The sequence below is a fragment of the Streptomyces sp. NPDC102462 genome (assembly GCF_044765425.1).
In the GTDB taxonomy this organism is placed as follows: domain Bacteria; phylum Actinomycetota; class Actinomycetes; order Streptomycetales; family Streptomycetaceae; genus Streptomyces.
Map to the genome: position 1 here is coordinate 82,688 of NZ_JBIWKB010000017.1, position 18,198 is coordinate 100,885.

The 18,198-nt window shown below is 72.7% G+C and carries 18 protein-coding genes; 13 read left to right on the forward strand and 5 right to left on the reverse strand.

The features are described from left to right. Window positions 1-88 precede the first annotated feature (88 nt). The 5 genes from ACIRFL_RS17105 to thpD all read left to right on the forward strand — a co-directional run bounded on the left by ACIRFL_RS17105 (window position 89) and on the right by thpD (window position 4,685). Window positions 89-1,189: a pyridoxal-phosphate-dependent aminotransferase family protein gene (locus ACIRFL_RS17105; RefSeq protein WP_404029238.1), complete on the forward strand. Its 1,101-nt coding sequence runs from the start codon at window positions 89-91 to the stop codon at window positions 1,187-1,189. Window positions 1,190-1,490: 301 nt separating this feature from the next. After that, a complete protein-coding gene (gene ectA / locus ACIRFL_RS17110; protein WP_404029126.1) occupies window positions 1,491-2,009 on the forward strand; it encodes a diaminobutyrate acetyltransferase in 519 nt (172 codons plus the stop codon). A gap of 12 nt (window positions 2,010-2,021) precedes the next feature. Beyond that, window positions 2,022-3,293, forward strand: coding sequence for a diaminobutyrate--2-oxoglutarate transaminase (gene ectB, locus ACIRFL_RS17115; RefSeq protein WP_404029128.1), 1,272 nt, complete (start codon window positions 2,022-2,024; stop codon window positions 3,291-3,293). A 98-nt stretch (window positions 3,294-3,391) separates the two neighbouring features. Then, window positions 3,392-3,796 (forward strand): ectoine synthase, encoded by a 405-nt coding sequence (locus tag ACIRFL_RS17120; protein WP_404029130.1) that lies wholly within the window; start codon window positions 3,392-3,394, stop codon window positions 3,794-3,796. A gap of 4 nt (window positions 3,797-3,800) precedes the next feature. Beyond that, complete coding sequence (gene thpD, locus ACIRFL_RS17125; protein ID WP_404029132.1) at window positions 3,801-4,685, forward strand: ectoine hydroxylase; 885 nt, start codon at window positions 3,801-3,803, stop codon at window positions 4,683-4,685. 25 nt (window positions 4,686-4,710) lie between these two features. Here the strand turns inward: thpD and ACIRFL_RS17130 are convergent, their stop codons facing one another. The 4 genes from ACIRFL_RS17130 to ACIRFL_RS17145 all read right to left on the reverse strand — a co-directional run bounded on the left by ACIRFL_RS17130 (window position 4,711) and on the right by ACIRFL_RS17145 (window position 9,065). Continuing rightward, window positions 4,711-5,763 (reverse strand): aminotransferase class V-fold PLP-dependent enzyme, encoded by a 1,053-nt coding sequence (locus ACIRFL_RS17130; RefSeq protein WP_404029134.1) that lies wholly within the window; start codon window positions 5,761-5,763, stop codon window positions 4,711-4,713. Between the two features lie 97 nt (window positions 5,764-5,860). Continuing rightward, window positions 5,861-6,577 (reverse strand): DsbA family oxidoreductase, encoded by a 717-nt coding sequence (locus ACIRFL_RS17135; protein ID WP_404029136.1) that lies wholly within the window; start codon window positions 6,575-6,577, stop codon window positions 5,861-5,863. A gap of 144 nt (window positions 6,578-6,721) precedes the next feature. Beyond that, window positions 6,722-7,330 carry a DUF1349 domain-containing protein gene (locus ACIRFL_RS17140; protein ID WP_404029138.1) on the reverse strand — a complete coding sequence of 203 codons (609 nt, stop codon included), beginning with the start codon at window positions 7,328-7,330 and terminating at the stop codon, window positions 6,722-6,724. A gap of 205 nt (window positions 7,331-7,535) precedes the next feature. Then, the gene (locus tag ACIRFL_RS17145; RefSeq protein ID WP_404029140.1) at window positions 7,536-9,065 is read right to left on the reverse strand and encodes an aldehyde dehydrogenase (NADP(+)); all 1,530 of its coding nucleotides are present in this window, start codon (window positions 9,063-9,065) and stop codon (window positions 7,536-7,538) included. Between the two features lie 120 nt (window positions 9,066-9,185). Here ACIRFL_RS17145 and ACIRFL_RS17150 point away from each other — a divergent pair, with 120 nt between their 5' ends. The 5 genes from ACIRFL_RS17150 (at window position 9,186) to ACIRFL_RS17170 (ending at window position 14,547) form a co-directional block, all read left to right on the forward strand. Further along, window positions 9,186-9,959, forward strand: coding sequence for an IclR family transcriptional regulator (locus ACIRFL_RS17150; RefSeq protein ID WP_404029141.1), 774 nt, complete (start codon window positions 9,186-9,188; stop codon window positions 9,957-9,959). Window positions 9,960-10,047: 88 nt separating this feature from the next. Then, the gene (locus tag ACIRFL_RS17155) at window positions 10,048-11,079 is read left to right on the forward strand and encodes a hypothetical protein (protein WP_404029143.1); all 1,032 of its coding nucleotides are present in this window, start codon (window positions 10,048-10,050) and stop codon (window positions 11,077-11,079) included. Next, window positions 11,076-12,326: a sensor histidine kinase gene (locus tag ACIRFL_RS17160; protein ID WP_404029145.1), complete on the forward strand. Its 1,251-nt coding sequence runs from the start codon at window positions 11,076-11,078 to the stop codon at window positions 12,324-12,326. Before ACIRFL_RS17155 ends, ACIRFL_RS17160 begins: the two co-directional genes overlap by 4 nt. Beyond that, window positions 12,323-13,036 carry a response regulator gene (locus tag ACIRFL_RS17165; RefSeq protein ID WP_404029146.1) on the forward strand — a complete coding sequence of 238 codons (714 nt, stop codon included), beginning with the start codon at window positions 12,323-12,325 and terminating at the stop codon, window positions 13,034-13,036. The genes ACIRFL_RS17160 and ACIRFL_RS17165 overlap by 4 nt, the downstream gene beginning before the upstream one ends. A 53-nt stretch (window positions 13,037-13,089) precedes the next feature. After that, complete coding sequence (locus ACIRFL_RS17170; RefSeq protein WP_404029148.1) at window positions 13,090-14,547, forward strand: peptidoglycan D,D-transpeptidase FtsI family protein; 1,458 nt, start codon at window positions 13,090-13,092, stop codon at window positions 14,545-14,547. 102 nt (window positions 14,548-14,649) lie between these two features. Here the strand turns inward: ACIRFL_RS17170 and ACIRFL_RS17175 are convergent, their stop codons facing one another. Then, window positions 14,650-16,101, reverse strand: coding sequence for an NCS2 family permease (locus ACIRFL_RS17175; RefSeq protein WP_404029150.1), 1,452 nt, complete (start codon window positions 16,099-16,101; stop codon window positions 14,650-14,652). A 211-nt stretch (window positions 16,102-16,312) separates the two neighbouring features. Between ACIRFL_RS17175 and ACIRFL_RS17180 the strand changes: the two genes are divergently transcribed. The 3 genes from ACIRFL_RS17180 to ACIRFL_RS17190 all read left to right on the forward strand — a co-directional run bounded on the left by ACIRFL_RS17180 (window position 16,313) and on the right by ACIRFL_RS17190 (window position 18,197). Beyond that, the gene (locus ACIRFL_RS17180) at window positions 16,313-16,915 is read left to right on the forward strand and encodes a SigE family RNA polymerase sigma factor (RefSeq protein ID WP_404029151.1); all 603 of its coding nucleotides are present in this window, start codon (window positions 16,313-16,315) and stop codon (window positions 16,913-16,915) included. Then, complete coding sequence (locus tag ACIRFL_RS17185) at window positions 16,912-17,637, forward strand: hypothetical protein (RefSeq protein WP_404029153.1); 726 nt, start codon at window positions 16,912-16,914, stop codon at window positions 17,635-17,637. The genes ACIRFL_RS17180 and ACIRFL_RS17185 overlap by 4 nt, the downstream gene beginning before the upstream one ends. A gap of 134 nt (window positions 17,638-17,771) precedes the next feature. After that, entirely contained in the window at window positions 17,772-18,197 is a 426-nt protein-coding gene (locus ACIRFL_RS17190; protein ID WP_404029154.1) for a hypothetical protein, read from the forward strand. Window position 18,198: the final 1 nt, after the last annotated feature.

The window sequence follows — 18,198 nt, forward strand, 5'->3', positions numbered from 1 at the left end:
GACCTAAGAAGTCACCGGTCGTCGCTCTTGGAAAGGGGCCGGTTACGCTCGTCGGGTCGGTCCCCCCATGAGCGAAGAGAGCGCCGCCGTGACACACCCCTTCCTCGATCTGCCCCCGCTGACCGCCGCGCGGTTCGCCGCCGTCGAGGACCGGGTGGCCCGGCTGCTCGGCACCCGGCAGGACGTCGTGATCATGCAGGGCGAGGCGCTGCTGCCGCTGGAGGGCGCGATCCGGGGGACGGCGGGTCCCGGCACCACCGCGCTGAACGTGATCACCGGACCGTACGGGCAGACCTTCGGGAACTGGCTGCGGGACTGCGGCGCGAAGGTGGTCGACCTGTCGGCGCCGTTCCACGCGGCGGCCACCGCGGACGGGGTCCGTGCGGCCCTCGCCGAGCACCCCGAGATCGACTTCGTCTCGCTGGTGCACGCGGAGGCGGCGACCGGGAACACCAACCCGGTCGCGGAGATCGGCGAGGTGGTCCGGGCGCACGGCGCGCTGTTCTACCTGGACGCGGTGGCCTCCGTCGGGGCCGAACCGGTGCTGCCGGACGCCTGGGGCGTGGACCTGTGCGTGATCGGCGCGCAGAAGGCGATGGGCGGCCCGGCGGGTGTGTCGGCGGTGTCGGTGAGCGAGCGGGCCTGGGCCCGGATGGCGGCGAACCCCGGCGCCCCGCGCCGCTCCTATCTGTCCCTGCTCGACTGGAAGGAGCGCTGGATCGACGCGGGCCGTACCGCGCTGCCGCACGCGCCGGCGCAGTTGGAGATGCTGGCGCTCCAGGCGTGTCTGGAGCGGATCGAGAGCGTGGGCCTGGACACGGTGATGGCCCGGCACCGCGGTGCCGCGCGGGCCGTGCGGGCGGGGGCTGCGGCGCTGGGCGGAGGCCTGGAGCCGTTCGTCCACGAGGCCGCGGACGCGGCGCCGGTGGCCACGACCCTGCGGGTGCCGCCGGGCGTGGTCGCCTCCGAGCTGGTGGCCCGGGCGCTGGCGAGCGATCCCGCGCTGCCGCTGGCCGCGGGGGGCGGCGCGCTGGCCAAGGAGATGATCCGGGTCAACCACTACGGGGCGGACGCGACGGTGGCGGCGGTGCACGGCTCCCTCGCGGCGCTGGGCGCGGCCCTGGCGGAGCGGGGACTGACCGTCGATCTGGCGGCCGCCCGGGACGCCGTCGAATCCGCCCGCGGATGACGCCGTCGCGGCGGCGCCCCGCGGGCGCTTGTCGGCGATATGGCCGGGGTTTGAAATTCTCAACAATCCAGACAATTCAGTTTCTTTATTTCGGATAGCTTTCCCGAGTTCTTCTGCCCGCTTTTTCCAAGGCTAAACAAGAAGATTTTCGTCCAGGTTTCGTCCGTGTGACGCACTCCACATCGAGGGGCGATTTGCACCTTTTGTTGCAGGTCAAACCGGTCCATACCGGACCAGCTTGTGAATCGATGCACACCCGTAACCGTGCATTTCTGAATTCACCTCGCTAAATTCAATACGCATGACTGCCGCACAAGCAGACCTGCTCATCGACCGTCCGACGGTGACGGACGGAGCCGCTCTCTGGCGTATTGCCAAGGACTCCGGAACCCTCGATCTGAACTCCTCGTACAGCTATCTGCTGTGGTGCCGCGACTTCGCGGGCACCTCGGCGGTGGCCCGCGGAACGGACGGGGCGCCCGTCGGCTTCGTCACCGGATACGTGCGGCCGGAGCGCCCGCGGACCCTGCTCGTGTGGCAGGTCGCGGTGGACGCGGCCCACCGCGGCCACGGCGTGGCCGCCGCGCTGCTCGACGGGCTGACCGCGCGGCTCGGCGCCGGGCACGGGATCGCCCACGTCGAAACGACCATCACCCCGGGCAACACCGCCTCCGAGCGCCTGTTCACCTCGTACGCCGCACGGCACGGCGCCCAGGTCACCCGCGAGGTGCTGTTCGACTCCGGGCTGTTCCCCGACGGCCCCCACCAGCCGGAAGTCCTGTACCAGATCGGCCCGCTGACCCCCCACTCGTCGCACTGAGGAGCGATCACCGTGACCATCACCCAGCCCGACCTGAGCGTCTTCGAGACCCTGGAGTCCGAGGTGCGCAGCTACTGCCGCGGCTGGCCCACCGTCTTCGACCGTGCCCAGGGCAGCCTGATGTACGACGAGGACGGGCACCGGTACCTCGACTTCTTCGCCGGCGCGGGCTCACTCAACTACGGCCACAACAACCCCGTACTCAAACGGGCGTTGATCGACTATCTGATGCGGGACGGCGTCACCCACGGCCTCGACATGTCCACTACGGCCAAACGGTCCTTCCTGCAGACCTTCCAGGACCTGGTACTGCGCCCGCGGGATCTGCCGTACAAGGTCATGTTCCCCGGCCCGACCGGCACCAACGCGGTCGAGTCCGCGCTGAAGCTGGCGCGGAAGGTGAAGGGACGCGAGGCGATCGTGTCGTTCACCAACGCCTTCCACGGCATGTCCCTCGGCTCGCTGGCCGTCACCGGCAACGCCTTCAAACGGGCCGGTGCCGGTGTCCCGCTGGTGCACGGCACGCCGATGCCCTTCGACCACTACCTGGACGGGCAGGTCCCCGACTTCCTCTGGTTCGAGCGGCTGCTCGGCGACCAGGGTTCCGGGCTCAACCAGCCCGCCGCGGTGATCGTCGAGACCGTGCAGGGCGAGGGCGGCATCAACGTCGCCCGGCCCGAATGGCTGCGCGCGCTGGCCGAGTTGTGCGCGCGTCGTGACATGCTGCTGATCGTCGACGACATCCAGATGGGCTGCGGCCGCACCGGCGCCTTCTTCTCCTTCGAGGAGGCCGGCATCGTGCCCGACATCGTCACCGTGTCGAAGTCCATCGGCGGCTATGGACTGCCGATGGCGCTGTGCCTGTTCAAGCCCGAGCTGGACATCTGGGAGCCGGGCGAGCACAACGGCACGTTCCGCGGCAACAACCCGGCGTTCGTCACCGCGACCGCGGCACTGGAGACCTACTGGGCCGACGGCTCCGCCATGGAGAAACAGACCCGGGCCCGGGGCGAGCGGATCGAGCGGGAGCTGGTCGCCGTCACCGAGGAGAACCGCGCCGATGTGAAGGAGCACCGGGGGCGGGGCCTCGTGTGGGGCCTGGAGTTCCACGACAAGGGGCGCGCGGAACGGGTCGCCCGGCGCGCCTTCGAACTCGGGCTGCTCATCGAGACGTCCGGCCCGGAGAGCGAGGTCGTCAAGCTGCTGCCCGCGCTCACCGTCACCCCGGACGAACTGGACGAGGGGCTGAGCATCCTCGCCCGTGCCGTCCGGGAGACCGCCTGACCACGACCGGCATCGGACGGCGCCGCCCGGCACGGGCCGGCGCCGCCGTCCGGCGCCGTCGCACCACGACACATCCACCAAGGAGGCTGTGCACCACCGTGATCGTCCGTTCGTTCAAGGAGATCGAAGGCACCGACCGGCATGTGAAGTCGGCATCCGGCACCTGGGAGAGCAAGCGGATCGTGCTCGCCCGGGAGCGGGTCGGCTTCTCCGTCCACGAGACCGTCCTGTACGCGGGCACCGAGACGTCGATGTGGTACGCCAACCACATCGAGGCCGTCGTCTGTGTGGAGGGCGCGGCCGAACTCACCGACCACGAGACCGGGAAGACGTACTCGATCACTCCCGGCACCATGTACCTCCTCGACGGGCACGAGCGGCACACGCTCCGTGTCCAGGAGGACTTCCGCTGCATCTGCGTGTTCAACCCGCCGGTGACCGGGCGGGAGGACCACGACGAGAACGGCGTCTACCCCCTGCTCACCGAGCCCGAGGAGGTCTGAGCACATGACCGTCACCGACCTCTACCCCAGCCGCGGCGCCACCGAGGTGTCCGTACCCCGCCAGGACCCCGTTGTCTGGGGCTCCCCCGACACGCCGGGTCCCGTCTCGGCCGCCGAGCTCCAGGCGTACGACCGCGACGGCTTCCTCGCAGTCGAGCAGCTGATCGAGGCGGACGAGGTCGCCCGCTACCGGCGGGAGCTGGACCGGCTGGTCGCCGACCCGGCGGTCCGCGCCGACGAGCGCTCGATCGTGGAACCGAAGTCGAAGGAGATCCGCTCCGTCTTCGAGGTCCACCGGATCAGCGAGGTGTTCGCGGGCCTCGTGCGCGACGAGCGGGTGGTCGGCCGGGCCCGGCAGATCCTCGGCTCGGACGTGTACGTCCACCAGTCCCGGATCAACGTGAAGCCGGGCTTCGGGGCCAGCGGCTTCTACTGGCACTCGGACTTCGAGACCTGGCACGCGGAGGACGGGCTGCCGCGCATGCGGACGGTGTCCGTGTCGATCGCGCTGACCGAGAACCACGACACCAACGGCGGGCTCATGATCATGCCGGGCTCGCACCGCACGTTCCTCGGCTGTGCGGGAGCCACACCCGAGGACAACTACAAGAAGTCGCTGCAGATGCAGGACGCGGGCACCCCGTCCGACGAGGCGCTGACCGCCCTGGCGGGCGAGCACGGCATCCGGCTGTTCACGGGCCGGCCGGGCTCCGCGACCTGGTTCGACTGCAACTGCATGCACGGCTCGGGCGACAACATCACCCCGTTCCCGCGCAGCAACGTGTTCATCGTGTTCAACAGCGTGGAGAACACGGCGGTCGAACCGTTCGCGGCGCCCGTACGACGCCCGGAGTTCATCGGCGCCCGGGACTTCACCCCGGTCCGCTGAGCGGCCCGCGGCGGCGGTCGCCGGGTCAGCCGGACAGCACGTCCAGCAGGCGGTCGACGTCCGCGGGGGTGTTGTACAGGTGGAAGGAGGCCCGCAGATGGCCCGCGCGGTCGGAGACCTCGATGCCCGCGCGGGCCAGCTCGGCACGGCGGTGGCCGAGCCCCGGCACGGAGACGATCGCCGAGCCGGGCGCGGGCAGGGCTTCGCGGCCGAGCCCGGCGAGTCCGGCGCGGAAGCGGTCGGCGAGGGCCAGGTCGTGGGCGTGCACGGCGGCCACGCCGATCTCCTCGATCAGCGCGAGCGAGGCGCGCAGCCCGGCATGGCTGAACAGGGCCGGGCTCACGTCGAACCGCCGGGCGGAGTGGGCCAGTTCCTCGATCGGCCCGTAGCAGCTCTCCCAGGGTTTCTCCCCCGCGACCCAGCCGGCCAGCACCGGCGTCAGCGCGCCGAAGTCCTCGGGTACGACGAGGAAGGCCACGCCGTGCGGGCCGAGCAGCCACTTGTACGTGGTGGCGACGGTGAAGTCGGACGCGTCGGCGTCCATCGGCAGCCAGCCGGCCGCCTGCGAGAAGTCGACGTAGGTGCGGGCGCCGTGGGTGGCCGCGGCGGCGCGCAGCGCGGGCAGGTCGGCGACCCGGCCGTCCGCGGACTGCGCGGCGCTCACCGCGACCAGTGCGGTGCCCGGCCGGACGGAGTCGGCGAGCCGCTCCAGCGGGACGGTCCGCACCTTGAGGTCGGCGCGCATATGGAACGGGTTCACCACGGAGGTGAAGTCGGCCTCGGCGGTGAGGACTTCGGCACCGGCGGGCAGCGAGGCGGCGACGAGGCCGGTGTGCGCGGCCACGGAGGGACCCGCCGCCACCCGGCGGGCCGGGACGCCTGCCAGCCGGGCGAAGGACGCCCGGGCCCGCTCGACGTCCTCGAACAGCTGCTCAAGCGGGGCGCCCGCGGCCCGGAGCGCCACCGCCTCCTGCAGCGCGGCGACGGACCGGGCCGGCAGCAGCCCGCTGCTCGCGGTGTTCAGGAAGGTGTTCCCCGGGGCGAACTCGGCGCGGACGACGCTCTCGAAGGTCTCCATGGGTCCACTGTGCGGCCCGGTGAAGTCACCGTCCATTGCGGATGGTTACGCAGTTCCCCTTAGCGACGCTTATACGTCCGCCCCGACCTGCGGTTTCTCAGTTCTGCGGCACCGCGCACCCGTCCGGGCCGCAGGCGTCCGCGGCACCCTGGTCGATCAGTTTCAGCGGGGAGCGCTCGCCCCACGCCTGGGTGAGCGCCTGGGTGAAGACCTCGGCGGGCTGGGCGCCGGAGACACCGTACTTGCGGTCGAGGACGAAGAACGGCACCCCGTTCGCGCCGAGCTGTGCGGCCTCGCGTTCGTCGGCCCTGACCTCGTCGGCGTAGGCGTCGGGGTCGGCGAGGACCGTGCGGACCGCGTCGGCGTCGAGTCCGGCCTCGGCGGCCAGCTGCACCAGCCGTTCGTCGCCCTCGCTGAAGAGGGAGCGCTCCTCGGCGAAGTTGGCCCGGTACAGGATCTGGATCAGTTCGTCCTGGCGGCCGTGCTCCTTGGCGAAGTGCAGCAGGCGGTGCATGTCGAAGGTGTTGCCGTGGTCGCGGCCCCGGGTGCGGTAGTCCAGGCCCTCGGCGGCGGCCTGCGCGGCGAGGTTGTCCTCGCCGGCCTGGGCCTGCGCCTCGCTCATGCCGTACTTGCGGGTGAGCATCGTCAGCACGGGCTGGACGTCGTCCTTGGCGCGGCCGGGGTCCAGCTCGAAGGAGCGGTGCACCACCTCGACGCCGTCGCGGTGCGGGAAGGCCGCGAGCGCCTTCTCGAAGCGGGCCTTGCCCACGTAGCACCAGGGGCAGGCGATGTCGCTCCAGATTTCGACGCGCATGTTCTCGGCTCTCTCCAGGTCCCCACGGCACGGGGGCGGTCCCCGCGCCGTGGGTGAACGTTCAAGCAGTCCGGTTCATTCCCCGGCTCGGCGGCCGGGGCCGGAGCCCGCCGGGCCGGGTGCGGGCGGGGGCGGGCCCGTGCGTCAGCTGCCGTCCCTCAGGTCGCTCGGCCAGGCGGGCCTGAACTCGATGTGGTCGTAGGTCACGACGCATCCCTCCCCCATCGGCGACTGGGTCAGAAAGCCGACCAGGGCGGCGCCCGTCTCCTTCTCGCCGTCCAGCGTGAACAGCCGTACGAAGGTCCAGCGGTCGCCGTCGCGCGAGGCGTGGAAGGCGAAGGCGCGACCGGTGCGGCTGATCCGCAGCCAGACGGAACTGCCGTCCACGGTGAAGGAGTTGGCGTCGTCGGAGTGGCCCCGGGTGACCACCGTGCAGACGGTGGGCAGGTCCGGGGAGTACTCCAGGCAGAGCTTGGCCCAGGCCCGGTCGCCGACGTGGACGTAGAGCACACCGGCGTCGAAGGCGGCCCGGAACCCCACGGTGACCCGGGCGATCAGCTGGAAGTCACCCTCCGGCGCCCCGAGCAGCCGGGGCGCGTCGGAGGCCGGGTCCAGGGCCTCCCCGGTCGGCGGCACAAAGCGGTCCTGCCGGGGACCGGCCCACCCGGTGAGCACGCCGTCCTCATAGGACCAGTGCCCGTCGGGTCCATAGGTGCGCAGCGGGAAGGGCAGTTCGGGAAGTTCCACGTCCATCACCCAATTCTCGCAGGCCCCCACCCGCACTCCCCCCAGAGGCACGGAAAGTACGCTGCGGCTCGACCGCGCCCCCGAAGGGGCAGGGGGAACTGCCTCCTCGCGCAGTTCGACAGCGCCCCGAAGGGGCGCGGGGAACTGCGCGCTCAGCCACGACGGCGCCGCAGACAACCCACGGCACATCCCCCGCGCACCCAGCGGAGCGCTACCGCTCCAGGACGCCGTTGAACCGGCGGGGCAGCCCCAGCGGGTTGTCGTCCCGCAGCTCCGGCGGGAGCAGGGCCTCGGGGGTGTTCTGGTAGACGACCGGCCGCAGCCAGCGCTCGATCGCCGTGCCGCCCACGGAGGTCGAGGTGGAGGTCGTCGCCGGGTACGGGCCGCCATGGTGCTGGGCGGGCGCCACCGCGACCCCCGTCGGCCAGCCGTTGACCAGGACACGGCCGGCCAGCGGGGTCAGCTCGGCCAGGATCTCGGCGCCCCGCCCGGCGCCCGCCGCCTCCTCGGCGGACAGCTGCACGGTCGCGGTGAGGTTGCCGGGCAGCCGGGACAGCACCGCGCCGACCTCGGCCTCGTCGTCGTAGCGGGCCACGACCGTCACCGGGCCGAAGCACTCCTCCAGGAGCAGGTCGTACGCGCCCGCCTCGGCCAGCTTCGCGGCCGGCACCGTGAGGAAGCCCGCGCTCACCGTGTGCGCGCCGCCCGCGCCCGGGGTGACCGGGGAGTCCACGCCGTCCAGCCCGGCGCGTTCGGCGACCCCGGCGATGAAGTTGTCCCGCATGCGGTGGTCGAGCAGGACCCCGGCCTCGGTGTCGCTGACCGCGTCGGTCAGGGACTTCACCAGCTGGTCGCCGGCCGCGCCCGACGGCGCGAGCACCAGGCCCGGCTTCACGCAGAACTGGCCGACGCCGAGGGTCATGGAACCGGCGAGGCCGGCGCCGATCGCCTCGGCGCGCTCGGCGGCGGCGGCCTCGGTGACGACGACCGGGTTCAGGGAGCCCAGCTCGCCGTGGAAGGGGATCGGGACCGGCCGGGCGGCCGCCGCGTCGAACAGGGCACGGCCGCCGCGCACCGAACCGGTGAACCCGGCCGCGGCGACCAGCGGGTGCTTGATCAGTTCGATGCCCGCCTCGAAGCCGTGCACCAGGCCGACGGCGCCCGCCGGGATGCCGTGCTCGGCTGCGGCGCGCCGCAGCGTGTCGGCGACCAGTTCGGACAGGGCCGGGTGGTCGGGGTGGGCCTTGACGACCACCGGGTTGCCCGCGGCCAGCGCGCTCGCGGTGTCACCACCCGCGACGGAGAAGGCGAAGGGGAAGTTGGACGCCGAGTAGACGGCGACGACGCCGAGCGGGACCTTGATGCGGCGCAGGTCCGGCACGGGCGGGGTGGCGGTGTCGTCGGGGTGGTCGATGATGACGTCGAGGAAGGCGCCCTCGTCGACGAGCTTCGCGAAGGCGCGCAGCTGGTAGGTGGTGCGGGCGAGTTCGCCGGTCAGCCGGACCGGGCCGAGCGCGGTCTCCGCGTCGGCGGCCTCGACGAGCCGGTCCCGGGCCGCGTCCAGGCCCGCCGCGGCCGAGCGCAGGAAGGCCGCGCGGACCGTGCGGTCGGCCAGGGAGCCGCGCGCCGCGTGGGCTGCGCGTACCGCGGCGTCGATCTCCTCGGCCGTGGCCTCCACCGCAACCTGTTCACGCTGCTTCCCGGTACGCGGGTCGACACTCCAGACTGGTGCTGCTGCCACCGCGGGTCCCTCCACAAAGATCTGGGTCATCCACCAGGCCGTTCGATATACTGAACGCCGTCTCAGGTGATGAATATGCTGTTGGAGACTATTTCCCGTCCAACGAAGGGGTCAAGGGCGATGTCGGCAGGCGAGACAGGTGGCGGGGCGCAGGTCAAGTCCGCGGTGCGGACCGTTGAATTGCTCGAGTACTTCGCCGGCCGGCCCGGTATGCACTCCCTCGCGTCCGTCCAGGAGGCCGTCGGGTACCCCAAGTCCAGCCTGTACATGCTGCTGCGCACCCTCGTGGAGCTGGGCTGGGTGGAGACGGACGCCACGGGCACGCGCTACGGCATCGGGGTGCGGGCCCTGCTCGTGGGGACGTCGTACATCGACGGCGACGAGGTGGTGGCCGCGGCCCGCCCCACGCTGGACCGCCTGTCGGACGACACCACGGAGACCATCCACCTGGCCCGTCTCGACGGCACGAACGTCGTCTACCTGGCCACCCGTCAGTCGCAGCACTATCTGCGCCCCTTCACCCGCGTGGGCCGCCGGCTGCCCGCGCACTCCACGTCCCTCGGCAAGGCGCTGCTCGCCACCCACACCGACGAGCAGGTGCGCAAGCTGCTCCCGGAGACGCTGCCCGCCCTGACCGAGCACACCCTCACCGACCGGGAGAAGCTCATCGAGGAGCTGCACCAGGTCCGGGAGCAGGGCTTCGCCGTCGACCGGGAGGAGAACACGCTCGGGCTGCGCTGCTTCGGCGTCGCCATCCCCTACCGCACGCCGGCCCGCGACGCGATCAGCTGCTCGGTGCCGGTGGCCCGGCTGACCCCGGCCCATGAACAGATGGTCAAGGACGCCCTGTTCGACGCCCGCGACCGGCTGACGCTGGCCACGCGCAGGCTGTGACGGACGAGGGCCCGCTCCCCCGCGCGGCGGAGGCGGATCGTCACGGCGCAGGAGGTGCCGCAACCGGTGCGCGCGGGAGCGTGGACGCATGACACCGCCCCCGGCGTCCGCCGCCACGCCCGTACCCGCGCCGCGCGCCACCCTGCCCCGGCTCGATCCGCGCCGCCGGCTGCTGCGGTCCGTCGCGATCGTGGCCTGTGTGCCGTACATCGGTCTGAAGGCCGCCTGGCTCGCGGGCAGCCGGGCCGGGATACCGCAGGGGAGCCCGCTGCCGGAGCACCGCACCACCATGGCGGTGGCCAACGCGCTGAGCGTGCTGCTGGACGCGGCCGTGATCGTGCTCGCGGTGGTGCTGACCCGGCCGCGGGCCCGGACGGCACCCGCCTGGGCCGCGGTGTTCCCCGTCTGGGTCGGCACCGGACTGCTCGCGCCGATCACGGCCGGCTATCCGCTCCAGCTGGTCGTCGGCGCGCTCGCCGGGGGCGGCGCGGGGCCCGCGGATCCCGGGCGCCGGCCCTTCCTCGACGCATGGGTCTTCGCCGTCGTCTACACCGGGTTCATCGTGCAGGGGCTCGCGCTGGGCGCGCTGTTCGCGCTGTACGCCCGCGACCGGTGGGGCCGGGTGTGGCGGGGCAGGATGGGCGACCTGCCGGCCGGGACCACCCGGGCGGCGCAGCGGGCCTGCGCCGGGGGTGCCGCGCTCGCCGCGCTGCTGCCCCTCGGCACTCATCTCCTCTGGATGCTGGGCGGCACCGCGGGGCTCGGCCCCGGCCGTGCCGCACACCGCACCAGTGACTTCTTCGTGATGGAGGCCGTGGCCATCGGCTTTCTGCTCGCCGCCGTCACCGGCGGCCGGCTGCTCGGCTTCCGGCACGGCCGGAGGCTGCCGGTCGCGGCGGCGCTGGCCCTGGCCTGGCTCGGTTCGGGCGGCACGGCCTGCTGGGGCGGCTGGCTGTCGCTGGCCCCGCTCGGCGACGGCGGCGACCTCGGCGACCCGCCGACGCAGCTGATGAACCTCACCTACGCCGGCCAGCTCGTCACCGGCGTCCTGGTCGCGGCCCTCGGCGCCCACTTCTGCGCCGAGCGGTACGCCGAGGCCCTGAAGCGGCCACCGGCGTGAGGGAGTTCGCCCGGTCGGTGTTCGGCCGAACCGCGCGCCGCCGCTGGATCCATCTGATCCTGGGCGGCGCGCTCGCCATGCCGTACGTCCTCGTCGGCGCGGTGGTCGTCGGACCGCTCACCGGCTCGCGCCAGGTGTTCTCCGAACTGCCGCTGCAGCTCGCCTCCTTCGCGCTGGGGCTGCCGCTCGCCGCGCTCACCGCGCTGCTGTTCCCGCTCGCCCGGCCGCTGGAGGCCGCCGCCGCGCGCGCCCTGTGCGGGCTCGCCCCCGACGCGCTGGACCAGGGCCCCGCCCGGACCCCGGCCGCGCGCGGGCGCACGGCGGCCTGGTTCACGCTGCACCTCGGGTTCGGCGGCATCGTCGCCGGGATGTCCCTCGCCGTGCCGCCGCTGGCGCTGGTGCTCATCGTGCTGCCCGTCCCCGCGGTGCTGGGCGACGCGCGGCTCGGGCTGCCCGAAGTCCTCGGCAGGCCCTGGGCGTTGCCGCTGTGCCCGCCGGCCGGTGCCGCCCTGCTGCTCGCGCTCGCGGGCTGCGCCGCCGGGTGCGGCACGCTGCTCGCCCGGTGGGCGCCCGCGCTGCTCGGGCCGACGCCCGAGGACCGGCTCGCGGCGGCCGAGGCGCGCGCCGCCGACCTCGCCGTGCGCAACCGGCTCGCGCGCGAGCTGCACGACTCCGTCGGGCACGCGCTGAGCGCGGTCACCCTCCAGGCGGGCGCGGCCCGCCGGGTCCTGGACTCCGACCCGGAGTTCGTCCGCGAGGCGCTGGCCGCCATCGAGGACACCACCCGGCGCACCGTCGGCGAACTCGACGCCGTGCTCGGTTTGCTGCGGGACGGCGATACTCCCGGCACGGCGCCCGCGCCGACCCTCGCGGCCGACCTCGACGGGCTGGTGCGCCGCACCCGGGCCGGCGGACAGCGGGTGACGGCCACCGTCACCACCGACCCCGCCGCCCTGCCGCCGCTCGTCTCCCGCGAGGCGTACCGGATCGTGCAGGAGGGGCTGAGCAACGCGCTCAGGCATGCGGCGGGGGAACCGGTCGCCGTGCGCATCGGCTGCGCCGGCGGACGGCTGGAGATCACCGTGGAGAACCCGCTGGGCGCCGCCGGCGTCTCCCGTCCCGGCGGCGGCCACGGTCTGCGCGGCATCGCCGACCGGGTGCGGCTGCTCGGCGGGGAGTGCCGGGCGGGCGCGTCCGGCGGGACGTGGCGGCTGCACGTACGACTGCCGTGGAAGGGACCCGCATGACACCGCCGCCGACACCGCCGACACCGCCGGCATCCGCGCCGGCACCGCCGCCCGCACCGCCGTCGATCCGTATCGTCGTCGCGGACGACGAGCACATGGTGCGCACCGCCCTGCGCGCCATCCTCGCCGCCGAACCGGACCTGGTGGTGGTCGGCGAGGCGGCGACCGGCGCCGAGGCCGTGTCGGTGGTGCGGGAGCTGCGGCCCGACGTGGTGCTGATGGATGTGCGGATGCCCGAGACGGACGGGATCCGGGCCACCGAGCGGATCCTGGCCACGCTCGACGCGCCGCCTCGCGTCGTGGTCGTGACCACCTTCGAGAACGACGCGTATGTGTACGACGCGCTGCGCGTCGGGGCCGCCGGGTTCCTGCTGAAGCGGGCCGACGCCGACACCCTCGTCCAGGCGGTGCGGCTGGTCGCGCGCAGTGACTGCCTGCTGTTCCCGTCCGCCGTACGGAGCCTCGCCGCACAGCACGCGCGCGCGTATCCGGCTCCCCCGGCCTGGGCGGCCAGGCTCACGGGCCGCGAGCGCGAGGTGCTGCGGCATCTGGCCGACGGGCTGACCAACGCGGAGATCGCGCGCCGGATGCGGGTGGGGCCCGCCACGGTGAAGACACATGTGGCGGCGGTCCTGGCGAAGACGGGGACCCGGGACCGCACCCAGGCGGTGATCGCCGCGTACGAGGCGGGTTTTCTGAGCGCAGGATGAGAAAACGGGCCAACGGGAACGTTTCCCACCGTTGCCTCGTCCTTGTCACCGGGATGAACAAGACGATCAGGCGGGCGTCCGTCTTCGCGCTGCTGCTCGTGCTCGCCCTGCTCCTGCGGGCGACCTGGGTGCAGTTCTACGACGGCAAGGCCCTCGCGGACGACAAGAACAACCGGCGCAACGCGATCCAGACGTACGCGGCACCGCTCGGGAACATCGCCGTGGCCGGGGAGTCGGTCACCGGTTCGGCGCGCACCTCGGGGGGCGACCTCGCGTACAAGCGCACCTACAAGGACGGCGCGCTGTACGCCGCGGTGACCGGCTACGCCTCGCAGAGCTATGCGCCCACCCAGCTGGAGGGCATCTACCAGGACCTGCTCAACGGCACCGACACCCGGCTCAAGACCGTCATGGACACGATCACGGGCAAGCGGGCCGACCCGGGCGACGTGGTCACGACGATCGACCCGGACGTGCAGAAGGCGGCGTACGATGCGCTCGGCGGCAAGAAGGGCGGCGCCGTCGCGATCGACCCCAAGACCGGCCGGATCCTCGCGGTCGTGTCGACCCCGTCGTACGACCCGAGCACGCTCACGGACGCCAACACCGCCGGGTCCGCCTGGAAACGGCTCAACGCCGACCCCGACAAGCCGCTGACCAACCGCGGGCTGCGCCAGCCGCTGCCGCCGGGCTCGACGTTCAAGCTGGTCGTCGCGGCGGCGGCGCTGGAGGACGGGCGGTACGCGAACGTGGACGAACCGACCGACAGCCCGGACCCGTACCGGCTGCCCGGCACCACACGGGACCTCGCCAACGAGAACACCTCAGCGCCCTGCGAGAACGCCTCGATCCGCACCGCCCTGCGGTACTCCTGCAACAACGTCTTCGCGAAGATGGCCGTCGACCTCGGCCAGGACAAGGTGAAGGCGATGGCCGACAAGTTCGGCTTCGACGACGACAGGCTGGACGTGCCGGTACGGGCCTACACCAGCGTCTACCCGTCTGGCATGGACGACGCGCAGACCGCCCTGTCGGGCATCGGCCAGTTCGATGTGACCGCGACCCCGCTGCAGATGGCGATGGTGTCGGCGGCCATAGCCAACGACGGGGTACTGGTCTCGCCCCATATGGTGTCGCGCATCACCGACAGCGGCGGTGATGTGGTGCGCAACTATGACGAAGGCGCCCACGGCACCCGGATCGTCAGCTCCGCGACCGCCGGGCAACTCCAGTCGGCGATGCGGACGGTGGTCGAACAGGGCACCGGCACCAACGCGCGGATACCGGGCGTCACCGTCGGCGGCAAGACCGGCACCGCGCAGCACGGCGAGAACAACAGCAAGACGCCGTACGCCTGGTTCACCTCCTACGGCATGTCCGACACATCGGGCAAACAGGTCGCCGTCGCGGTGATGGTCGAGCAGTCGGACGCGGCGCGGTCGGAGGTCAGCGGCAACGGGTTGGCCGCGCCTGTTGCGAAGGCCATGATGCGGGCCGCGTTGAAGGGGTGACCGCGGTGGTGCCGCCGAGGTCCGGTCGTCGGTTCGGCGCCGGCCGGTGGGGGCTGGTCGCGCAGTTCCCCGCGCCCCTCGCGGGGCGCGAGGTACCCGGCGTCACTTCACGCCGAGGAGCTGTTCCACCGGGTCGATCGCGAAGTACACCAGGAACAGTGCGGAGACGGCCCACAGCAGCCAGTTGACCTCCCTGGCCCTGCCCAGCACCGTCTTGATGACGACGTAGGACAGGAACCCGGCGCCGATGCCGTCGGTGATGGAGTACGTGAACGGCATCGCGGCGATGGTGAGGAAGGCCGGGACGGCGATCTCGTACCTGTCCCACTCGATGTGCTTGACGTGGGTCATCATCAGGAAGCCCACCGCGATCAGCGCGGGCGCCGCCGCCTGGAGCGGGACGATGGTCAGCAGCGGGGTCAGGAACAGCGCGAGACCGAAGAGTCCGCCGGTGACCAGGTTGGCGAAGCCGGTGCGGGCGCCCTCACCGACGCCCGCCGCCGACTCGATGTAGGCGGTGTTGGAGGAGGCGGAGCCGATCCCGCCGGCGACCGCGGCGGCGCCGTCGATGAACAGCACACGGCCGATGTCCGGCACCTGGCCCCGCTCGTCGAGCAGCCCGGCCTCCGCGCTGACGCCGACGATGGTGCCCATGGCGTCGAAGAAGTCCGACAGGATCAGGGTGAAGACGAGCAGTACGGCGGTGAGGACGCCGGCCTCGGCGAAGCCGCCGAACAGGCTGAAGTGACCGAAGAGCCCGAAGTCGGGGGCGGCGACGATCTCGTCGGGCACCTTGGGGGTGGTCAGGCCCCAGCTCTTGATGTCGGCGACGGCGTCGATGACGATCGCGACGACGGTCATCGTGACGATGCTGATGAGGATCGCGCCCTTCACCCCGCGCGCGAGCAGCGCGATGGTCAGCAGCACGCCGAGACAGAACACGAGGACGGGCCAGCCGGTCAGCCGCCCGACGGAGCCCAGTTGCACCGGCACGGTGGTGTTCGCGACGTCCGGGACGCGGCTGACGAACCCGGCGTCGACGAAGCCGATGAAGGCGATGAACAGGCCGATGCCGACGCCGATCGCCTGCTTGAGCTGCTGCGGGATCGCGTTCATGATCGCTTCCCGGAGTCCGGTGAGCACCAGGACGCAGATCACGACGCCTTCGATGACGACGAGACCCATCGCGTCGTCCCAGCTCATCAGCGGGGCGAGCTGGAAGGCGACGACGGCGTTCAGGCCGAGCCCGGCGGCGATGGCGAGCGGGAGGTTGCCGCCGACCCCCATGACGATGGTCATCACACAGGCCACCAGGGCGGTGGCGGTGACGAGTTGGCCGGTGTCGAGCTGATGGCCGAACTTGTCCTTGGCGCTGCCCAGGATGATCGGGTTCAGCACGAGGATGTAGGCCATGGTGAAGAACGTGGCGAAGCCGCCGCGTATCTCCCGGCCCAGGGTGGAGCCCCGGGCGGTGATCCTGAAGTACCGGTCGACGCCGCCGGTTCCGGGGGGCGGGGCGGGTGACCGGTCGGCCGCCTTCTGCGTCTCGGGCATGGTCGGGCTCCTCGATGACTGAGTGATCGGTGCGCGGATGCTGGCTGGATTGTTCCCGCGTCGATGCGGTCTCAGGTTTTCGCCGTGTTAAGGAAATCGGGTTCGGCCGCCCATACGTTGTTCGAGGAATCGCACGACCGCTGCTACAGTTCCCGGTCCCGTCCGGCGCACGGCCGTTCGGCGCCGGGAAGCGCTGCGAGGAGACAGACCCGTGGGTCAAGTCGCGGACGACGACGCCGCGGAGTTCCATGCATTCTTCGAACGCCACTACGCCGAACTCTCCCGTCTGGCCCACCTGTTGACCGGAGAGCCGGACGCCGCCGACGATCTGGCCGCGGATGCGCTGCTCGCGCTGTGGCACCGCTGGGACCGGGTGCGCGCGGCCGACCACCCGGTGGCGTACGCGCGGGGCGTGGTCGCCAATCTGGCCCGCACCCGGATTCGCAGCGCGGTCCGTGAGCGGCGCCGGATCGCGCTGTTCTGGCCGCACCGCGAGGAGCGCACCGAGAACCCGGACGTGCCGGGCGTGGTCGATGTGCAAGAGGCGCTGCGCGGGCTGCCGTTCCGGAAACGGGCGTGTGTGGTGCTGCGGCATGCCTTCGACCTGTCGGAGCGGGAGACCGCGCTCGCCCTCGGCATCTCCGTGGGTACGGTGAAGAGCCAGACGTCGAAGGGCATGGCCGAACTCCAGCGGCGGCTGGGCTCGAGGGAGTTGCCGCGGGCGATGCCCGCGGCGCTGGGGGCGGCGCCACGGGCGGAGACGGCCGCGGCCCTGCGGGTGCCCGGCGGCGGGAGCGGAGGACGGCGCCGATGACGGGACGGGAGGTGCCCGAGGAGGCGCAGCGTGAGGTGCGCGCCCGGCTGCGCGCGGCGGCCGAGGCACATCACCCGGACCGCGCACGCATCCTGGCCCGCATCGAACGGGGCAGGGCACAGACGGTGGGCCGCGGGGTGCGGGCGGGGGGTTGGGGGTGGGTGGTCGGTGCCGCCGTGGGGGTCGCCGGGGTGCTCGCCCTGTGCGGGTACGGGGTGGTGTCCCTCGCCGGGGAGGCCCCGCCCGCGCGGCGGACCGTCGCGGCCTCGCAGGACCCGGGCCCGCGGACCCCGGCGCCCACGGCGCGCGGCGAGCGGGACGGCCCGCTGTCGTCGGAGGGCGCGGTCGACCCGCACAGCAACGCGTTCTGGGCGCAGAGCGAGGTGACCTTGAGGACATCGCGGCCGCTGACCTCCCTCAGCGTGCGGCTGGCGGTCGCCCAGACCGGCGGGGTGACCTCCACCGGTGCCTGGCGCACCCTGCCCGAGGACGACTTCGAGCTGACGGCACATGAGCGGGACGGCTTCCTCGTCTTCACCTGGACGCTCCGACGGGGGCGTACGGTCCCGGCGGGCGCATGGGTCTTCGCCGGGCAGTACGACCACGACCGCGGCGGCCGGGACGCCGGGCGGGACCGCTACACCGTCACCGGCACGGCGGACGACGGGCGCCGCGCGACCGTGACGGGCGGCTTCGCCGCGCCGGGGCGTGCGCGGCCGTAGGCAGCCGCCGGGCCACGGCCGCATCTCAGAAGCGTCCCACGATTGGCGGCTGCGGACGGCGGACACCATCACTGGCGGGAGCCGTCGCCGACGGTGACCGTCGAGCCGCCGAGCGGACGGAGGGGGACACCGCGATGGATCTGACGCCGATCGTGGCACCGGGGGCCCAGGCGCTGGTCGCCGCGATCATGACCGACGGATGGGAGCGGGTGCGCACCTGGCTCGCGGCCCGGTGGAGCGGGCGGACCGGCGAGCCGGCGGACGAGATCGAGCGGCGGCTGGACGACGCGCACCGGCACACGGCCGACGGTGACCCGGACGACGGCCAGGGGCCGGACAACGGCCAGGGGCCGGACGACGGCGAGACGCGGGACCGGGTCACCGCCCGCTGGACCGCCTTCCTGCTGGCCGCCGTCGCCGAGCGGCCCGAACTCCTCGGGCTCGTCCGCGAACTCGGCGCGCCCGCCGGGTCCGTGCACAACAGCAACAGCGGAACGGTCACCTCGCTCGTGCAGAGCCGTGACGTGCACGGCGGAATCCGGTTCGGCCCGGGTTCCTGAC

What these genes read in the sequence shown, in the direction of transcription:
- ectA (WP_404029126.1), top strand. Translation starts at nt 1,491, where the DNA reads ATGACTGCCGCACAAGCAGACCTGCTCATCGACCGTCCGACGGTGACG.
- thpD (WP_404029132.1), top strand. Translation starts at nt 3,801, where the DNA reads ATGACCGTCACCGACCTCTACCCCAGCCGCGGCGCCACCGAGGTGTCC.
- ACIRFL_RS17130 (WP_404029134.1), bottom strand. Translation starts at nt 5,763, where the DNA reads ATGGAGACCTTCGAGAGCGTCGTCCGCGCCGAGTTCGCCCCGGGGAAC.
- ACIRFL_RS17135 (WP_404029136.1), bottom strand. Translation starts at nt 6,577, where the DNA reads ATGCGCGTCGAAATCTGGAGCGACATCGCCTGCCCCTGGTGCTACGTG.
- ACIRFL_RS17140 (WP_404029138.1), bottom strand. Translation starts at nt 7,330, where the DNA reads ATGGACGTGGAACTTCCCGAACTGCCCTTCCCGCTGCGCACCTATGGA.
- ACIRFL_RS17150 (WP_404029141.1), top strand. Translation starts at nt 9,186, where the DNA reads ATGTCGGCAGGCGAGACAGGTGGCGGGGCGCAGGTCAAGTCCGCGGTG.
- ACIRFL_RS17155 (WP_404029143.1), top strand. Translation starts at nt 10,048, where the DNA reads ATGACACCGCCCCCGGCGTCCGCCGCCACGCCCGTACCCGCGCCGCGC.
- ACIRFL_RS17165 (WP_404029146.1), top strand. Translation starts at nt 12,323, where the DNA reads ATGACACCGCCGCCGACACCGCCGACACCGCCGGCATCCGCGCCGGCA.
- ACIRFL_RS17170 (WP_404029148.1), top strand. Translation starts at nt 13,090, where the DNA reads ATGAACAAGACGATCAGGCGGGCGTCCGTCTTCGCGCTGCTGCTCGTG.
- ACIRFL_RS17175 (WP_404029150.1), bottom strand. Translation starts at nt 16,101, where the DNA reads ATGCCCGAGACGCAGAAGGCGGCCGACCGGTCACCCGCCCCGCCCCCC.
- ACIRFL_RS17185 (WP_404029153.1), top strand. Translation starts at nt 16,912, where the DNA reads ATGACGGGACGGGAGGTGCCCGAGGAGGCGCAGCGTGAGGTGCGCGCC.
- ACIRFL_RS17190 (WP_404029154.1), top strand. Translation starts at nt 17,772, where the DNA reads ATGGATCTGACGCCGATCGTGGCACCGGGGGCCCAGGCGCTGGTCGCC.